The following is a 15,407-nucleotide window of genomic DNA, read 5'->3' on the forward strand; positions in this document are numbered from 1 at the left end:
GCGTCGCAATGAGCAGCCGTTCCGCCGAGGGCGTGATCGGCCCCCAACTCGTGGTGCGGGGCCGTCTCGATGGCAAGGGTGACCTGCGGGTCGAGGGTGTCCTGGAGGGCGAGCTCGATCTCGAAGGGGACGTGGCGGTCGGTCCCGACGGAACGCTCGTCGGTCCGCTGCGCGCGCGCAGCGTCGAGGTCGCGGGCGAGGTGCACGGCGACGTGCTCGCCGGCGACACCGTGGCGATCCGCGCCGGCGGCCGGGTGCAGGGCGACGTGCGGGCGCGGCGGATCGCGATCGACGACGGCGCGGCGCTCCACGGTGGGATCGAGATGGACTTCGATCTCGAAGAAGAAGAGGCGCGTCGATGAGCCGAGGCTCGGTGCTGCCCGAAGGGATGAGGCTCGCGGGCGAGATCCGCGGGCAGGGCGATCTGGTCGTCGCGGGGACGATCGAGGGGCCGATCGCGATCGACGGTCACCTGACGATCGAAGCGACGGGCGTGGTGCGCGGCGAGGTGAAGGCGCGCGCGGTGGTGCTGCGCGGGACGCTCACCGGACCCGCGGTCGCAGAGGAGACGATCCGGCTCGAGTCGGGCGCGCGGATGATCGGTGACGCGCGCGCCGAGCGCGTGTCGGTCGTCGAGGGCGCGCTGCTTCGCGGTCGCATCACCATGACGGGCGCGCAGGCGGCGCGTCGCTCGAGCGCGGGGCAGGTGCCGGCGGTCGAGCGCCGAACGACGCCGGGCGCGGTGAGCGCGCCGACCCCGCCGACGATCGCGACCGCGGCCGGCATCGCGCCGCGCGCCGCGGCGGGTGTGATCGTCGAGCCGCGGGTGTCGCGCGACGAGGAATTCGAGACGCGCGCGACGGGTCGCTTCGTGCGCCGGAGCGAGGCTCCGCCGGCACCTCCTGCCGAGGCCGAGGCGACGATCACGCGCCCGCGCGATCGCCGTCCGCCCGAGCCGGTGATCCCGGGCGTCGGCAGACAGCGCGCGCGCCGCAAGGACGGAGGGATGGCATCGTGACCGCGAAGCACCTGGCGCCGGCGGGAACCCGCGAGCGCTTGCTCGAGCTGCTGCGCACCCGCTGCTTCGCGCGGAAGAAGGTCGTGCTCGCGTCGGGTCGCGAGAGCGACTTCTTCATCGACTGCAAGCAGGCCGTCCTGCTCGCGGAAGGGCACGTGCTGGTCGGCGAGCTGATGCTCGAGGCGGCGCTCGCGCTGCCGACGCATCCGGTCGCGGTCGCGGGCGTGGAGCTCGGCGGTTGTCCGCTCGCGTCGGCGGTGGCGCTCGTGTCGTTCCAGCGCGACGTGCGCACCGAGCGCGGGGTCGGGCTCGACGCGATCTACGTGCGCAAGCAGGCGAAGGATCACGGCAGCCAGCGTCAGCTCGAGGGCGACGTCGGGCTGCAGCCGAACGATCCGGTGGTGGTCGTCGAGGACGTGGTGACGACCGGTGGCTCGACGCTGCGCGCGATCGAGCGGCTGCGCGAGCGCGGGCTCACGGTGGCGGGCGTGGTGGCGATCGTCGATCGCCTCGAGGGCGGCGCCGAGAACGTGCGCGCGGCGGGCGTGCACCTGACGTCGCTCTTCACGCGGCACGACTTCATCCCTGCGTGACGCGGTAAGATCCGGCGGGATGCGTGCTCTCCTCGCGTCGGCGCTGATCGCGATCGTCCTCGCGGGCTGCGGCAGCACGCGCGTGCCGATGCGCGAGTCGACGCGGGCCTACACCGCGAGCGACTACGGCGGGATCTACGGGCGCTGGACGCGCTCGTCCGACGAGTTCGAATTCGGTCGGCTCTCCGAGATCGCCCACATCACCGCGACGTTCGAGGCGTGGGAGTTCCGCTGGGCGTACGTCGTGCGCTACGCGGCGGACCACTCGTTCTCGACCGAGGAGCGCACGCGCCTGCTCGAGGAGTCGCTCGAGGACGCGCGGGTGCGCCATCGCTTCTTCTTCACGATCGCGTCGCCGCGGTGGCGCGAGACCGAGCTCCAGGGGCGCGAGAGCGACTGGCGCGTGCTGCTCGTCGATCCGACGGGGCGCCAGGTCGAGCCGGTGGAGCTCACGCCGATCGCGCGGCCTTCGGCGGATCAGCGGGTGTACTTCCCGTCGATCTCGCGGCAGCGCCATACCTACCGCGTCGCGTTCCCGGCGCAGCACGTCGACGGCACGCCCACGATCCCGCCCGATGCGGACCACGTGCTGCTGCGCTTCGCGAGCGCGCGGGGGACGGTCGATCTGCGCTGGGAGCTCGAGCGCGCGGCGGAGAACGTCGAGGGCTCCGAGGCCGCGCCGAGCGAAGAGGGCGCGACCGAGCACGAGAACGACGGCTGATCGACGGAACGCAAACGAGCGAGCTCCGTGATGGAGCCCGCTCGAGGCACGGACAGGCGATCCCGGGGCGATCAGCCCTTCGAGATCTTGCCTTCCTTGTGCGGCTTGTGGGTGCGGCACGCGGCGCAGAACTTCTTGATGACGAACTTCTCCGGCATCGTCCGCTTGTTCTTGGACGTGTGGTAGTTCGCGCGACCGCACTGTTCGCAGGTGAGCTTGATCAGGTCCCGCATGACGACTCCAGAAGGGCGCAGAGCATAGTCGTATCGGTTTCGCGGTCAACCCCTTCGGGGATCACGAAAGCCCCAGCCGCGCGAGGGCACGCACGTAGCCGGCGCGCGCCTCGGCTTCCGCCACGTGCTGGCCGTCCGCGACGATCGTGCGGCCGGCGACCCGGACCTCGCGCACGCAGCGTGGCGATGCGCCCCAGATGACCGCGTCGGAGCTGGTGCCCGTGCCGACCAGCGCGGGATCGCTCGCGTCGAGGCGAACCTCGTCCTCGCGCTCCGCGTCGTCCCATCCGATCGACGCGTAGCCCTCGCCCGCGAGTGCGGCGAGCAGATCGTCGGCGTCGGCGGCGACGTGTCGCGCCTCGGCGCGAGTGCGATCGTCGAGCTCGACGGCGCGCGCTTCTTCGAACGGATCGCTGATCGCGTGGCTGTCGGCGCCGGTGCAGAGGCGGACGCCGGCCGCGCGCATCGCCGCGACGTCGGCGAGGCCGTCGCCGAGGTCGCGCTCGGTGGTGCGGCACACGCACGCGAACGCGCGGGCATCGCCGAGCAAGCGCGCGTCGTGGGGGCGGAGGTGGGTCGCGTGGACCGCGACGAAGCGCGCGTCGAGCACGCCTTCGTCGGCGAGGAGCTCGACCGGGCGGCGGCCGTGCTCGGCGAGGCACTCGCGGATCTCGCGGCGCTGCTCGGCGACGTGCGCGTGGACGGGCATCGAGCGGGCGCGGGCGAACGACGCGCACTCGCGCAGGGTCTCGCGGGGGACGGCGCGCACGCTGTGCGGCGCGATGCCGATGCGCACCAGCGGATCGTTCGCGTAGTGGGCGGCGAGCGCGTCGACGTCGGCGAGCGCGTCGTCGAGGCGGGGGTCGCAGAAGCGGTGCTGGGCGCCCTCGGGCGGGCGGTTCGTGCCGGCGCGCTGGTAGACGACGCGGAGCAGCGTGATGCGCACGCCGGCCTCGCGCGCGGCGCGGATCACGGCGTGCGAGAGCGCGAGGCGATCGGCGTAGGGCGCGCCGCTCGTGTCGTGGTGCAGGTAGTGGAACTCGCCGACCGCGGTGACCCCGGCGCGCGCGAGCTCGACGAACGCGAAGCGCGAGAGGTCGAAGACGTCGTCGGGCGTGACCCGCGCAGCGAGCTCGTACATCAGGCCGCGCCAGCTCCAGAACGAGCCGGTGGTCGCGGCGCGTCGCTGGGTGCGCGCGCGCAGGGCCCGCTGGAACGCGTGCGAGTGCGCGCTCGCGAGGCCGGGCAGGACGAGGTGATCTCCTTCGAGTCGGACGGGCGTCATCGTTCCTCGCGCCGCGGGCCTTCGGTGCGCACGCGCTCGCGCATCTCGCGCTCTTGTTCCTCGCGGTTCTCGCCTCGGGGGGCGTGGCGGTTCGCGTGGACGTATGCGTCGAGCGCGAGGGCCCACTCGCCGCGCCGCCGGAAGTCGCCGCCCGCGAAGCGCCAGTAGTCGTAGCGGACGTCGTGATGGGGCGCGGGGCGACCGTCGCGGCCGATCTCCTCGTCGCCACCGAGCACGCGCAGCGCGATCGGGATCATCACCGCGGCGAACGCGACCGCGATCGCGACGTTGCGCACCTCTGCCGCGTGCTCGCGACGGAGCGTGACGTAGAGCCCGGCGCCGAGCAGCGCGACGCCGATCAGCGCGCACGCGCCGAGCGCGCCCGGCATGTCGGCGTCCATGCCGAGCGGGAGCAGCACCGCGCCTGCGATCAGCGCGAGCACCGCGGCCATGATCGGGCTCGCGCTCTCGGCGCGTCGCTCGCGCAGCTCGCGCAGCGGCCAGGTGAAGAGCATGACGCCCGCGGAGAGCATCGATGCGGGCGCGAACGTCGCGATCGCGAGCAGGATCATGTACCAGCTGAACCAGCCGATCTGCAGGCCCATGTACTCGGCGCCGAGGTGGAAGCTCAGCGCGAGCAGGAGCGCGACGATCGCGATCACGTCGAGCACCACGCGGAGCGGGCCCTTCGCGCGATCGCGCAGCGCGGCGGTCGCGTAGCCGAGCGCGCACGCGATCTGGAGCGCGATCACCGAGTGACCGAGGAAGGTCCAGAGCGCGTCTCCCTCGATGCCGAACATCGCGAAGAAGTCGACCGCTCCGGTGATGCGCGCGCCGTTGCGCGTGATGTCGCGCAGCGCGGCGCCGTCGCGCCACTCGGGCTCGGTCTTCGAGACCGCGGTGTACGCGTAGACGACGGCCGCGGTGACCCACACCAGCGGCATCGACCACGCGGAGGCGCGCGGCACGAGCGAGTGGGGCAGGGCGCGATCGAGCGCGCCGTCGCGCCGCGAGACGAGCGAGCCCCACGCCATCACGCCGACCCCGGCGACGAGCACCAGCGCGCCGAGCGCGAGGCTCGCGCCCGAGGCCCACGCCGCGTAGAGGATGGCCGCGCCGATCACCACGACGACGAAGCCGATGGTCAGCTCGCGCAGTCCGCTGATCGGCGCTTGCGGTGCGGGCTTCGCCTTGCCGCGTTTGGCCTCGACCGGCTTCGCCGCGAGCGCGCCGGGCGCGCCGAAGAGATCCCACGACGAGAGCGGCGGCAGGAAGGTGAACGCGAGGAAGAAGAGCGAGAGCAGGTAGTGGTGCTGGTAGCTGTCGTGCATCGACGACGACCAGCTCCAGAAGTACACGACCGCGATCACGCCCATCAGCGCGCGCGGCGCGCGCGGCGTGAGCGCCACGACGAACGACGCGATCGCGAGCACGAACATCGCGCCCACGTAGAGCTCGGTGGTCGGCGCCGGCAGGACGTCGAGCTCGCGCGCGTGCGCGACGTTGAAGCCCGCGGTGCCGTAGCGCCACGCCGGGCGGAGGTGATCCGCGATCGCGTCGAACGCGAAGAGCAGCATGAACGTGCGGAGCACGAGCCAGCCGCGCACTGCGGGCACCGGCGCGAGCCAGTAGTCCTCGAGCCAGCTCCGCATCACTCCGCGCCCTCGTCGATCTCGCCGCTCGCGCAGTCGATCGCACGATCGACGCTGGGCAACGCGCCGCCCGCGGGATCGGTGCACTCGTTGTGGAAGCGCACCGCGCTCACGCCCTCGCGCGTCTCGCAGCGCCAGCGCAGGAACGACTCGACGACCGGCATGCGGTTGCGCTCGAGCAGCGCCATCCACGGCGCGGGGAGCACCTCGCCGAGCGCGATGGGGCGCTCGGCTCCATCGCGCGTCTCGGTCACGCGCATCTGGCAGCGCGCGACGCGCACCGCCGAGAACATGCGCCACGCGAAGCGCTCGTCGTAGCGATCGCCGCCTTGGTAGTAGCGCATCGGGATCGCGATCATCACGAGCAGCCAGAGGAAGCAGACCGCGGGGATGATCGCGCGCGCGGTGCCAGTCGGCTCGGGGACGACGATGTCGCGATCTGGGCGCTCTTCGCTCATGCGATCCGGTCGCGCACGATCGAGCGAAACGCGCGCGCCGTCAACGCTGGCGGAGCGACGCGAGGCACGCGTCGAAGTCGGGCGGCGGTGCCGCCTCGAAGCGCACGGTCTCGCCGCTGCGCGGGTGCACGAAGCCGAGCGTGCCGGCGTGCAGCATCGGGCGCGGCGCGGCGATGCGTGGGCCCGCGTGATCGCGGACGTACACCGGCTCGCCGACCAGCGGATGGCCGGCTTCGCTCAGGTGGATGCGGATCTGGTGCTGCTTGCCGGTCTCGAGCCGGCACTCGACGAGCGTCGCGCCGCGGAGCGCTTCGATGCGTCGCACGTACGTGACCGCGCGCTTCGCGTGCTCGGGCGGCGGACCGGCGTGACCGCGGAAGCGGCCCCACGAGCCGCGCAGTCCGTCGCCGCGATCCTGCACCAGCATCGTCTCGTGCTTCGCGGTCGGCACGTCACCGTGCGCGATCGCGAGGTAACGACGCTCGACGCTGTGCTCGCGCAGCTGGTCCTCGAGCGCGCGCTTCGCGCTCATGGTGCGCGCGAGCACGAGGACGCCCGTCGTGTCCTTGTCGAGCCGCTGCACGACGCCGACCATCGGATCGCGCGCACCGCCGCCGCGCTCCTGGCGCCGCGCCTTCTCGATGCGCGTCACCAGCGCGCGCACGCGATCGACGAGCGTGTCGCGCTCGCCCGGCTCGAAGGGCACGGTCACGACGCCCGCGGGCTTGTTCACGACGATCACGTCGGCGTCGAGGTGCAGCACTGCCTCGCGCGGGAGCACGCCCTCGGTGCGCTTCGGCGCGGTCGGCGCGATGTCGACCTTCGCGCCCGCTTTCACGCGCATCGCGTCGTCGCGCGCGAGCGCACCGTCGACGGTCACGCGCCCGGTGCGACAGAGATCGCGGGCGCGCGACCACGGGACCGCTTCGCCGCTCGCCGCGCCGAGCGATTCGCGCACGACGGCGGCGAGGGTCGCGCCGTCGTGCGCCGCGTCGACGACGATCGAGACGTTGCTCAACCGAGCTCGTTGCGACGCGTGATGATCTTGTCGACGAGCCCGTACTCCTTGGCGCTCGGCGCGGTGAGCCAGAAGTCGCGCTCGCTGTCGCGCTCGACGGTGTCGAGCGGCTTGCCGGTGCACTCGCTCACGATCGTGTTGTAGCGACGGCGCAGCTCGATGATCTGGCGCGCCGCGATGTCGATGTCGGTCGACTGACCGCGCGCGACGGTCGAGGGCTGGTGCAGCAGGAAGCGCGAGCTCGGCAGCGAGAGCCGCTGGCCCTTCGGCGCGGCGAGGAACACGAGCACCGCCGCCGACGCGACGAGGCCGTTCGCGATCGTGCGCACCGGGCAGCTCGTGAACTTGAGCAGGTCGTACATCGCGAAGCCCGAGTCCGCCGACCCGCCGGGCGAGTTGATCAGGACGTTGATCGGGGCCTTCGCGTCCTTCTCCTCGAGCACCAGCAGCGCCGCAGCGAGCTTGCGGTAGAGCAGGTCACTGACCTCTTCGCCCACGAGGATCGTGCGGCTCTCGAGCAGCCGGTCCTCGATGCGCGGGTTGATGTCGTTGCGCGGCGTCTGGTCCTGATCGTTCGGCATATGTGGTTCGAGACTGGTCGCGCCGATAGCGCGGTGCAAGAGGCCCTGGTCAATCGTTCTGCATGAGGCCGCGGACGGTGCCGTCGGGCTCGATGCGCACGTTGCGCGCAGCCGGCACTTTGGGCAGGCCCGGCATCGTCATCACGTCGCCGAGCAGCGCGACCACGAAGCCGGCGCCTGCCGACAGCCGCGCCTCGCGCACCGTCACCCGGAACCCGGTGGGGCGGCCCTGCTTCTTGGGATCGTCGGAGACCGAGAGCTGGGTCTTCGCGATGCACACCGGGAGCCCGCCGTAGCCGTCCTGCTCGAGCTTCTCGAGGGTCGCCTTCGCGCCCGCCTCGAGGTCCGCGCCGTCCGCGCCGTACACGTTCTTCGCGATCAGATCGATCTTCTTCGCGTACGGCAGATCGAGCTCGTACGCGAACTTCGGCGTGAGCGGCTCGTCACGCTCCACGATCGCCGCGACCTTCTCCGCGAGATCCATCGCGCCCGCGCCGCCCTGCGAGTACCCGCGCGAGAGCGCGACCGGCGCGCCGAGGGCGGCCGCGCGCTCCGCGACCATCGCGATCTCGGCGTCCGAGTCGTTGTCGAACGCGTTGATCGCGACGACCGCCTTGAGCCCGAAGAAGCGCGCGGTCTCGAGGTGACGCTCGAGGTTCGCGATGCCGCGCGCGAGCGCGTCGGGGTTGGGGTTGCCGGCCTCCTTGGGATCGACGCCGCCGTGGAACTTCAGCGCGCGCAGCGTCGCGACCACGACCACCGCGCTCGGCCAGATGCCCGCGGTGCGGCACTTGATGTCGAGGAACTTCTCGGCGCCGAGATCGAACCCGAAGCCACCCTCGGTCACGACGATGTCGGCCTGGTGCATCGCCATCTTCGTCGCGAGCACGCTCGAGCATCCGTGCGCGATGTTCGCGAAGGGACCGCCGTGCACCAGCGCGGGGCTGCCCTCCATCGTCTGCGCGAGGTTCGGCAGCAGCGCGTCCTTGAGCAGCGCGGTCAGCGCGGGCGCGGCCTCGAGATCGTCGACGGTGACCGGGCGCTGATCGAAGGTGCGGCCGATCACGATGCGCCCGAGGCGACGCTGCAGATCCTCCATCGAGTCGGCCAGGCAGAGCACCGCCATGACCTCGCTCGCCGCGGTGATGTCGAACCCGCTCTCGCGCGGCACGCCGCCGTTGCGCCCGCCGAGCCCGATCACCACGTCGCGCAGCGAGCGATCGTTCATGTCCATCGCGCGACGCCAGGTCACGCGGCGCGGATCGAGCCCGAGCTTGCCGTTGAAGTGGAGCTCGTTGTCCACGATCGCCGCGAGCAGGTTGTTGGCGCTCGTGATCGCGTGGAGATCGCCGGTGAAGTGCAGGTTGATCTCGTTCGCCGGGACGATCTGCGCCTTGCCGCCGCCGGTGCCGCCGCCCTTCACGCCGAACACCGGGCCGAGCGAGGGCTCGCGCAGCGCGCACACCGCGCTGCGGCCCATGCGCACGAGGCCCATCGTCAGCCCGATCGACGTCGTCGTCTTGCCTTCGCCGGCGGGCGTCGGCGTGATCGCCGAGACGAGCACGACCTTGCCCTTGCCGCGCTTGGGGCGCGAGAGCGCGGCGAGATCGATCTTCGCCTTGTCGCGCCCGTAGGGGATGACGTCGTCGTCGTGGAGGCCGAGATCCTTCGCGACGTCGGTGATCGGACGGAGCGTGCTCTTCGCCATGGCGGCGCGGAGACTACCACCGGGATTCGCGACGCCGCGCTGCGCTTTCGCAGATCGGCTGGAGTGCTCGCTCGCGCGGGGCCCGCACGGGAGCGTGCGGAGCACGTGGACGGGAGGGGCGTCGTCGCAGATCAGTCGGGACCGGGGTTGCCGACGGCCTCGGTCGTCCAGACCGCGATGTGGTTCGACGTCGTGAGATCCTGGAAGGGCAGCGCGAAGGCCGCGAAGCTCGGATCGTCACCGCGCGCGACGGCATCGGGCAGCACGCCCGCCATCCACACGTACGTGCCGCGGTTGCCGCTCTCGTCGTTGCCACCGGGCGCGGTGCGCAGGCCGTACGCGCGCGTCGACGCGAAGCTCACGTACATCAGCTCGCGATCGCCGAGATCGCCGCTGTCGAGCACGAACGCGAAGGGCGCCATGCGCGGGAACGTGTCGTTGAGATCGACGCGGCCCTCGTCCATCACGCCGGGCGCGCTCAGTCGATCCATGCGCACCGGCGCGCCTCCCTCGCGCGGCACCGCCCAGACCTTCGCGGTGGGATCGCTGTCGGCGTTGCAGTCGCGATCCTCGGTCGTGCCGCTCGGGCACGTGCTCTCGTTGAACGTCAGGAAGAGCTCGTCGGGCGACCAGTCGGGGTTGTAGCGGTTCAGTCCGTCGACGCGCGCCACGAGCACGCTCGGTGCGCTCCAGCCCGCGCCCTCGCGCTCGACCATCGCGATCGCGCCGCGCATCGGACGCTGCGAGGTGCTGCCGCTCGACCCGACGTCGGTGAACGCGATCCAGTTGCCCGACTGGGGCGACCACGCGGGATGGCTGACCTCGCGGCCGTCGTTGGGGATCGTCGCGAGCTGGGTGCCGCACCCGCCGGAGCCGTCGCAGCGCACGTCGAAGACGAACATCCCCATCGCGCCGCGATCGTCGTCGCCGTAGACCGCCGCGAGCTGCGCGCCATCGGGCGAGAACGACGAGAACTGCAGGACGTGATCGTCGCCCGCGCTCTCGTTCCAGAGCGGCGTGTACGTCTCGAGGTCGTACATCAGCACGCCGCCGCGGTTCTGACCGCCGACCGATCCGACGATCTTCGTTCCGTCGCGCGAGATCGCGTGGCAGCCCACGCAGCTGCCGCTCTGGGTCTGGCCCGGGCCCATGACGAGCTCGGCCTCGCCGGCCGCGGCGCCGAAGTCGTAGCGGACGATCGCGCCCGGCGACGTGGTCCAGTAGTAGATGGTGCCCGCGAGGGGATCGCGCGCGAAGCGCAGATCGATGTCGCTCGACGCCGCGACCCCGCTGCCGGAGTCGTCGGTCGCGCGCACCCGCACCACGAGCGGGAGCCCGCCGCGGTTGGTCTCGGCGATGTACGTCCACGCCGCGCCGGTCGGCTCCCAGATGCACCCGTCGTCGCGCACGCCCGCGGGGCGCTCGCAGCGCACGTACGCGCGCACGTCGGTCACGTCGTTCTCGAACGCGACCTCGAAGAGCGTGTTGCTCGCCGGCCCGCGCAGCCAGTGCACCTCGACGCGCCCGAGGTTCGGCGGGAGCACGACGCCGTCGTTCGGATAGACGAGCGTGGGCGCGCGCGACGCGTCCTCGGGGCCGTCGAAGAGCGAGCCGGGATCGGTCGGGAGCGCGGGGCCGCCGCCGGTCGGAGGGACGTCGAGGGTGCGTCGCAGCACGACGCGCAGCGCGCCGATCGCGAGCCGTCCGTTCGCGAGCGCCTCGATCCGCGCGCGCCCACCGTTCGTCGTCGTCGACGTGAACGTCGCGCCCGTGAACGCACCGACGTACGGAACGCCGGTCGCGCGGAACGTCACGTACTCCGTGATCTCGCGCTCGCCGGTCTCGCCCTCGAAGGTGCCGAACGCGCGGTACGCCTGGGTCGCGGGGGTCGCGCCCTCGATCGTGATCGTCGCGTCGGCGGGCTCGAGCCGCAGCGTCTCGAGGCCGGCGAGGCGCGGGTCGTCGCTCGCGTCGCCGGACACCGAGCCGTCGCGCGGATCGCCGTCGATGTCTCCGCTGCAGTCACATCCCGCGAGCGTCGCGAGCGCCAGGCAGGCCAACAGGTACTTCGTGCGCATGGGCTCCTCCGCGCCGAGGACGATTCTCACGAACTCTGGGCGATCTGGGAAGCCTGTGCACGTTGCGTACAGCGGTGGATTTCCCAGGGATTCCGCCGCGTCGCCTTGTGCTCCAGGCGGAGAAGTCTCTGCTCAGCGGACGGGCGCGGGCTGGGTCGCCTGGCGCAGGGCGGTGCGCACGCCGTCGCTCGCGGCGTGGAGCAACACGAACGTGTCGCCGTCGATCCAGGCCTCGGGATCGAGCACGCCGAGCGCGTCGGCGCCCTGGCCCGAGGGGGTGAGCACCGGCGCGCCCTCGTTGCCCTCGCGGAAGAAGCGCAGATCGAGCGAGACGAGCAGGCCGATCGACCAGCGCGTGCCGCGGCGTCCTGCGTAGTAGAGCCGATAGACGCCGCCCTGGCGCACCAGCGCGGGGGCCGCGACCTCGTCGTGATCGAACGCGCGCGCATCGTGCTCGCGTGCGGCGTGCACCTCGATCGCGCCGCGCTCCGCGATCGATCCGCAGCCCGTGCCGCACACGTCGCCGAGCTCGAAGGCACCGTCGGCCTCCGAGCCTGCGCGCAGCAGCACGATGGCGCTCGCTCCGCCGGCGCGGATCGCGCGCGCCGCGACGTAGAGGTCTGCGCCCACGCGCACCGCGCTCGCGCCGTCGAGCTCGATCACGTCGCCCGCGGGATCGGCGATCGGCAGCGCGACGAGGTCGCGCATCGTCCCGAGATCGAACGTGTCCGCCCAGCCGGCGCCGCCCTCGATGCGCACGACGCGACGCCGGCGCTCCGCGTCGAGCGCGGTCGCGAGCAGCAGCCATCGATCCTCGAGCGGCACGAGGTGGGGATCGCGGAGGCCGAACGGGAGCTGATCGTTCGGGCTCACCACCGGGCCACTCTCGAGCGGAGCGAAGGTGCCCGCGCCGTCGGGACGCGCGAGCCAGATCGCACCGCCCGCCGCGAACGCGAGGCGCGTCGCGGAATCGAGCGCACCTTCGGGACGTGCGATCGACGGCGCACGCTCGCTGCCCGCGACCCACGGCACGCTCCCGCCGCTCGCGAGCGGGCTCGCCGCGCGGACGAGCGCGTCGGGCATGTCGCAGCCGCTCGACTCGATCGCGAGCGACACGAGGCGCGCCGGCGGATCACTGGCCGCGCCGCGGTTCGTGGTGCGTCCGTGCACGACCACGCGGAGGGCGGCGTCGGGCAGCGCAGCGGCGACGCGCGCTTCGAGGATCCCGGGCGCGTCGCTGCGCAGCGAGACCACGCCCGAGGGCTCGATCGTGAGCTCGTAGTCGTGCGGCGCGTCGTCGGGAAGCGGCGTGGTCCACGCGACCGCGCCGCCGACGAGCAGCGAGACGTCGCCGCGCGAGCCGCTGACGAGCAGGCCGGTGACGCCGCGTACGCTCGGGCCGATCGCGTCGTCGGTCGCGAGCGAGATCGCGATCGCGTCGATGCAGCCGTCGCAGCTGGTCGGCGCGGCGATGCGCGCGCGGAGCGTCACGCGCGCGGTCTGGGGGCGCACCTCGCCGGGCAGGACGAGGCCGCTGTCGCCGGCCTCGCCGCCGTTCGGCACGAGCGCGCCCGCGGCGTCGACGACGGGCTCGGGGCTGCCGAAGATGCCCGCGCCCGCGAGCGCGGCGCACGACGAGGCGGCGCTGCCCGCGCACGCATCGAGGCTCGGGAGCGCGGCGCCGGGGAGCGTCGCGGTGCAGCACGCATCGCTCGCGACGCCGACGCAGCAGACCGCCGCGGCACCGCACGCGGGATCGGCGCAGTCGAGCCCTGCGAACGCGTCGTTGTCGAGGCCGTCGAAGCACTCGGCCGCGTCGGCGAGGCCTTCGCGATCGGGTGTCGCCCCGCCGGCATCGCCGCCGCTCGCGCTGGCATCGGTGTGCGGGGGCGGATCGCTGCCGGCATCGGTGCCGAGCCCCGCGCCGGCATCGGTCGATCCATGCGGATCACGACCGGACGGGCCCGCGGCCGTGCAGGCGGCGAGCGACGCGATGACCAGGAGCGACGCGACGCGCGCGCTCACGGCGCCCACCCCTCGGGGATCGCGTGGCGCGCGAGGCCGATCGCGTCGCGCACTCCGTCGGTGCCCGTGTAGTAGAGGCGGAGCTCGGTGCCTTCGACCACCGGCGCGGGATCGTTCGTCGAGAGCGCGTCGAAGCCCGCGCCCGAGCCCGCGAGGATCGCGCGGCCGCCGTTGCCCTCGCGCCAGTGCACTCCGTCCTGCGAGAGCATCACGCCGATCGACCAGCGCGTGCCGCGACGCCCCGCGTAGTAGAGGCGCAGCACGCCGCCGTACTCGATCAGCGCCGGTGCCGCGACCTCGTCGGCGTCGAAGTCGGTCGCGATCCCGGTCGCGCGACGCACGATGTGCTCGTCGGCGCGCACCTCGCCCGCGCTCGGGTCGTAGATCGTGGTGTCGGCGGGGAAGGGCGCGCCGCTCTCGTCGATCACGAAGAGCGCGACCTCGGTGGTGCCGTCGGCGTCGCGCCGTCGCGCCGCGAGCAGCGTGCGCCCGCCCGCGGTGCGGATGACCGAGGGCGAGTCCCATCCGGTCGTGGTGTCGAGCTCGCTCGTCGGCGCGAGGACGCGCGCGGGCTCGCCCATCAGCAGCGAGTCGATGCCCGCGCCGTCGGCGCGCGCGACCGAAGTGGTGCCGTCCTCGGCGATCGCGGTGAACCAGAGCTGCCAGCGATGATCCGCGCCGCGCACCAGCGCGGGATCCGCGACCGCCGCGAGCCACGGCGCAGCGCCGGGCGCGATCATCGCGCTCTCGGGATCACCGGGATCGGCGAGCGCACGGAAGCGACCGCCGTCGATGCCCGCCGCCGCGTGGATGCGGCCCTGGTAGAGGAACGCCATGCGCGCGCGTCGCTCGCCCGACTGATCCTCGTAGGTGACGACCGAGGGCGCGCGCGTGCGCTCGCCGCTGGTCCACCACGGATCGATCGCGTCGGGCAGGATCACGTCGGTCGCGCGCGCGAGCGATGCGGGCGCATCGCAGGTGCCCTCGCTCAGCTCGAGCGCACGCAGGTGCGCGGGCGGCGGATCGCCGGGACCGCGGTTCGACGCGCGCCCCCACGCGAGCACGCGCGCCGGACCCCGCGGTGCGAACGGCACGTCGGTGAAGAGCGGCGTCCACGGACCGCCCGCGCTGCTCGTCGAGCCGATGAGCGTGGCGCGCCCGTTCGTCGTGGTCTCGAGGCGGTACGAGATCGCGGCGACGGGGCCCGCGCCGAGCATCGAGCGCACCTCCGCGAGCGGGAGCGCGCGCGCCACCGCGCCGCCGATCACGAGCCGGAGCTCGCCGCTCGCGGCGCTCACCATGACCGCGACGTCGGCGTCGACGAGCGAGGTCGCGCCGAGGGTGGCGGTGCTCGACGTGAGCCCCACCGCGACCGAGTCGAGGCAGCGATCGCAGGTGTCGGCCGCCTCGACGCGCGCCTCGATCGCGAGCCGCGAGACCCGGGGATCGACGGTCCCCGCGAGCACGATCCCGCTGTCGTAGCGATCGCCGCCGTTCGGATAGAACGCGAAGTCGCGGAGCTCGGGCGCCGGACTGCCGAAGAGCGTCGCGCCGGGCGCGCACGCGAGGAGCGCGTCGCTGCCGGTGCCGCTGCAGCCCGAGAACGCGATGGTGCGCGGAGTCGCGGCGCGACAGCACGACTCCGACGAGCGCCCGACGCAGCACACGGGCGTCGATGCGCAGTCGGGATCGTCGCAGTCGAGCTCGTCGTCGCCGTCGCCGTCGACGAAGTCGAAGCACCCTGCGCCGGTCGGGGGGCTGTCCTCGCCGGGGTAGGCGGGCCCTGCGTCGTCCCCGGCGAAGCCGCCGTCCGTTCGTGGCCACGCTCCCGCGTCGAGCGCACCGGCATCGGGGCCGTCGACCGCCGCTCCGTCCTCGTCGTCGTCGCAGCCGAGCGAGAGCGGCGCCGCGAGCGCCAGGCTGGCGAGCGCGAATCCGAGGATCGTGGCGCTACGAGAGCGGTGCTGCATCGCGGATCACCCGGGAGCGGAGCGCGCGATCCCACTCTGGCACACGCACCACGCCCCGGGCTCGCTC

General features: G+C 73.0%; 14 protein-coding genes. 4 read left to right on the forward strand and 10 right to left on the reverse strand.

Annotation, left to right across the window (positions count from 1 at the left end; all coding sequences use genetic code 11):
- The first annotated feature begins 8 nt into the window (after positions 1-8).
- From I5071_RS05725 to I5071_RS05740, 4 genes are read left to right on the forward strand one after another with little or no spacing between them, the layout of a single operon-like run.
- Positions 9-362 carry a bactofilin family protein gene (locus tag I5071_RS05725; protein WP_236604371.1) on the forward strand — a complete coding sequence of 118 codons (354 nt, stop codon included), beginning with the start codon at positions 9-11 and terminating at the stop codon, positions 360-362.
- Positions 359-1,018 (forward strand): bactofilin family protein, encoded by a 660-nt coding sequence (locus I5071_RS05730; protein WP_236604372.1) that lies wholly within the window; start codon positions 359-361, stop codon positions 1,016-1,018. Before I5071_RS05725 ends, I5071_RS05730 begins: the two co-directional genes overlap by 4 nt.
- A complete protein-coding gene (pyrE, locus tag I5071_RS05735; RefSeq protein WP_236604373.1) occupies positions 1,015-1,611 on the forward strand; it encodes an orotate phosphoribosyltransferase in 597 nt (198 codons plus the stop codon). Before I5071_RS05730 ends, pyrE begins: the two co-directional genes overlap by 4 nt.
- Before the next feature lie 19 nt (positions 1,612-1,630).
- Positions 1,631-2,332: a hypothetical protein gene (locus tag I5071_RS05740; protein ID WP_236604374.1), complete on the forward strand. Its 702-nt coding sequence runs from the start codon at positions 1,631-1,633 to the stop codon at positions 2,330-2,332.
- A 71-nt stretch (positions 2,333-2,403) separates the two neighbouring features.
- On the opposite strand, the gene rpmG is transcribed toward I5071_RS05740, so the two are convergent.
- The 10 genes from rpmG to I5071_RS05790 all read right to left on the reverse strand — a co-directional run bounded on the left by rpmG (position 2,404) and on the right by I5071_RS05790 (position 15,340).
- Positions 2,404-2,565, reverse strand: a complete 162-nt coding sequence (rpmG, locus tag I5071_RS05745; protein WP_053235288.1) for a 50S ribosomal protein L33 — start codon at positions 2,563-2,565, stop codon at positions 2,404-2,406.
- 61 nt (positions 2,566-2,626) lie between these two features.
- A complete protein-coding gene (locus I5071_RS05750; protein ID WP_236604375.1) occupies positions 2,627-3,850 on the reverse strand; it encodes a formimidoylglutamate deiminase in 1,224 nt (407 codons plus the stop codon).
- Entirely contained in the window at positions 3,847-5,502 is a 1,656-nt protein-coding gene (locus I5071_RS05755) for a hypothetical protein (protein ID WP_236604376.1), read from the reverse strand. The genes I5071_RS05750 and I5071_RS05755 overlap by 4 nt, the downstream gene beginning before the upstream one ends.
- Positions 5,502-5,960 (reverse strand): hypothetical protein, encoded by a 459-nt coding sequence (locus I5071_RS05760; protein ID WP_236604377.1) that lies wholly within the window; start codon positions 5,958-5,960, stop codon positions 5,502-5,504. The genes I5071_RS05755 and I5071_RS05760 overlap by 1 nt, the downstream gene beginning before the upstream one ends.
- A 40-nt stretch (positions 5,961-6,000) precedes the next feature.
- Positions 6,001-6,978, reverse strand: coding sequence for an RluA family pseudouridine synthase (locus tag I5071_RS05765; protein WP_236604378.1), 978 nt, complete (start codon positions 6,976-6,978; stop codon positions 6,001-6,003).
- Positions 6,975-7,559, reverse strand: a complete 585-nt coding sequence (locus tag I5071_RS05770; protein WP_236604379.1) for a ClpP family protease — start codon at positions 7,557-7,559, stop codon at positions 6,975-6,977. The genes I5071_RS05765 and I5071_RS05770 overlap by 4 nt, the downstream gene beginning before the upstream one ends.
- A gap of 49 nt (positions 7,560-7,608) precedes the next feature.
- The gene (locus I5071_RS05775) at positions 7,609-9,267 is read right to left on the reverse strand and encodes a formate--tetrahydrofolate ligase (RefSeq protein WP_236604380.1); all 1,659 of its coding nucleotides are present in this window, start codon (positions 9,265-9,267) and stop codon (positions 7,609-7,611) included.
- Between the two features lie 131 nt (positions 9,268-9,398).
- Positions 9,399-11,375 carry a hypothetical protein gene (locus I5071_RS05780; protein ID WP_236604381.1) on the reverse strand — a complete coding sequence of 659 codons (1,977 nt, stop codon included), beginning with the start codon at positions 11,373-11,375 and terminating at the stop codon, positions 9,399-9,401.
- Between the two features lie 102 nt (positions 11,376-11,477).
- Positions 11,478-13,370: a hypothetical protein gene (locus tag I5071_RS05785; RefSeq protein WP_236604382.1), complete on the reverse strand. Its 1,893-nt coding sequence runs from the start codon at positions 13,368-13,370 to the stop codon at positions 11,478-11,480.
- The gene (locus tag I5071_RS05790; RefSeq protein ID WP_236604383.1) at positions 13,367-15,340 is read right to left on the reverse strand and encodes a hypothetical protein; all 1,974 of its coding nucleotides are present in this window, start codon (positions 15,338-15,340) and stop codon (positions 13,367-13,369) included. Before I5071_RS05790 ends, I5071_RS05785 begins: the two co-directional genes overlap by 4 nt.
- Between the last annotated feature and the right edge of the window lie 67 nt (positions 15,341-15,407).

The sequence above is a fragment of the Sandaracinus amylolyticus genome (assembly GCF_021631985.1).
GTDB lineage: Bacteria > Myxococcota_A > Polyangia > Polyangiales > Sandaracinaceae > Sandaracinus > Sandaracinus amylolyticus_A.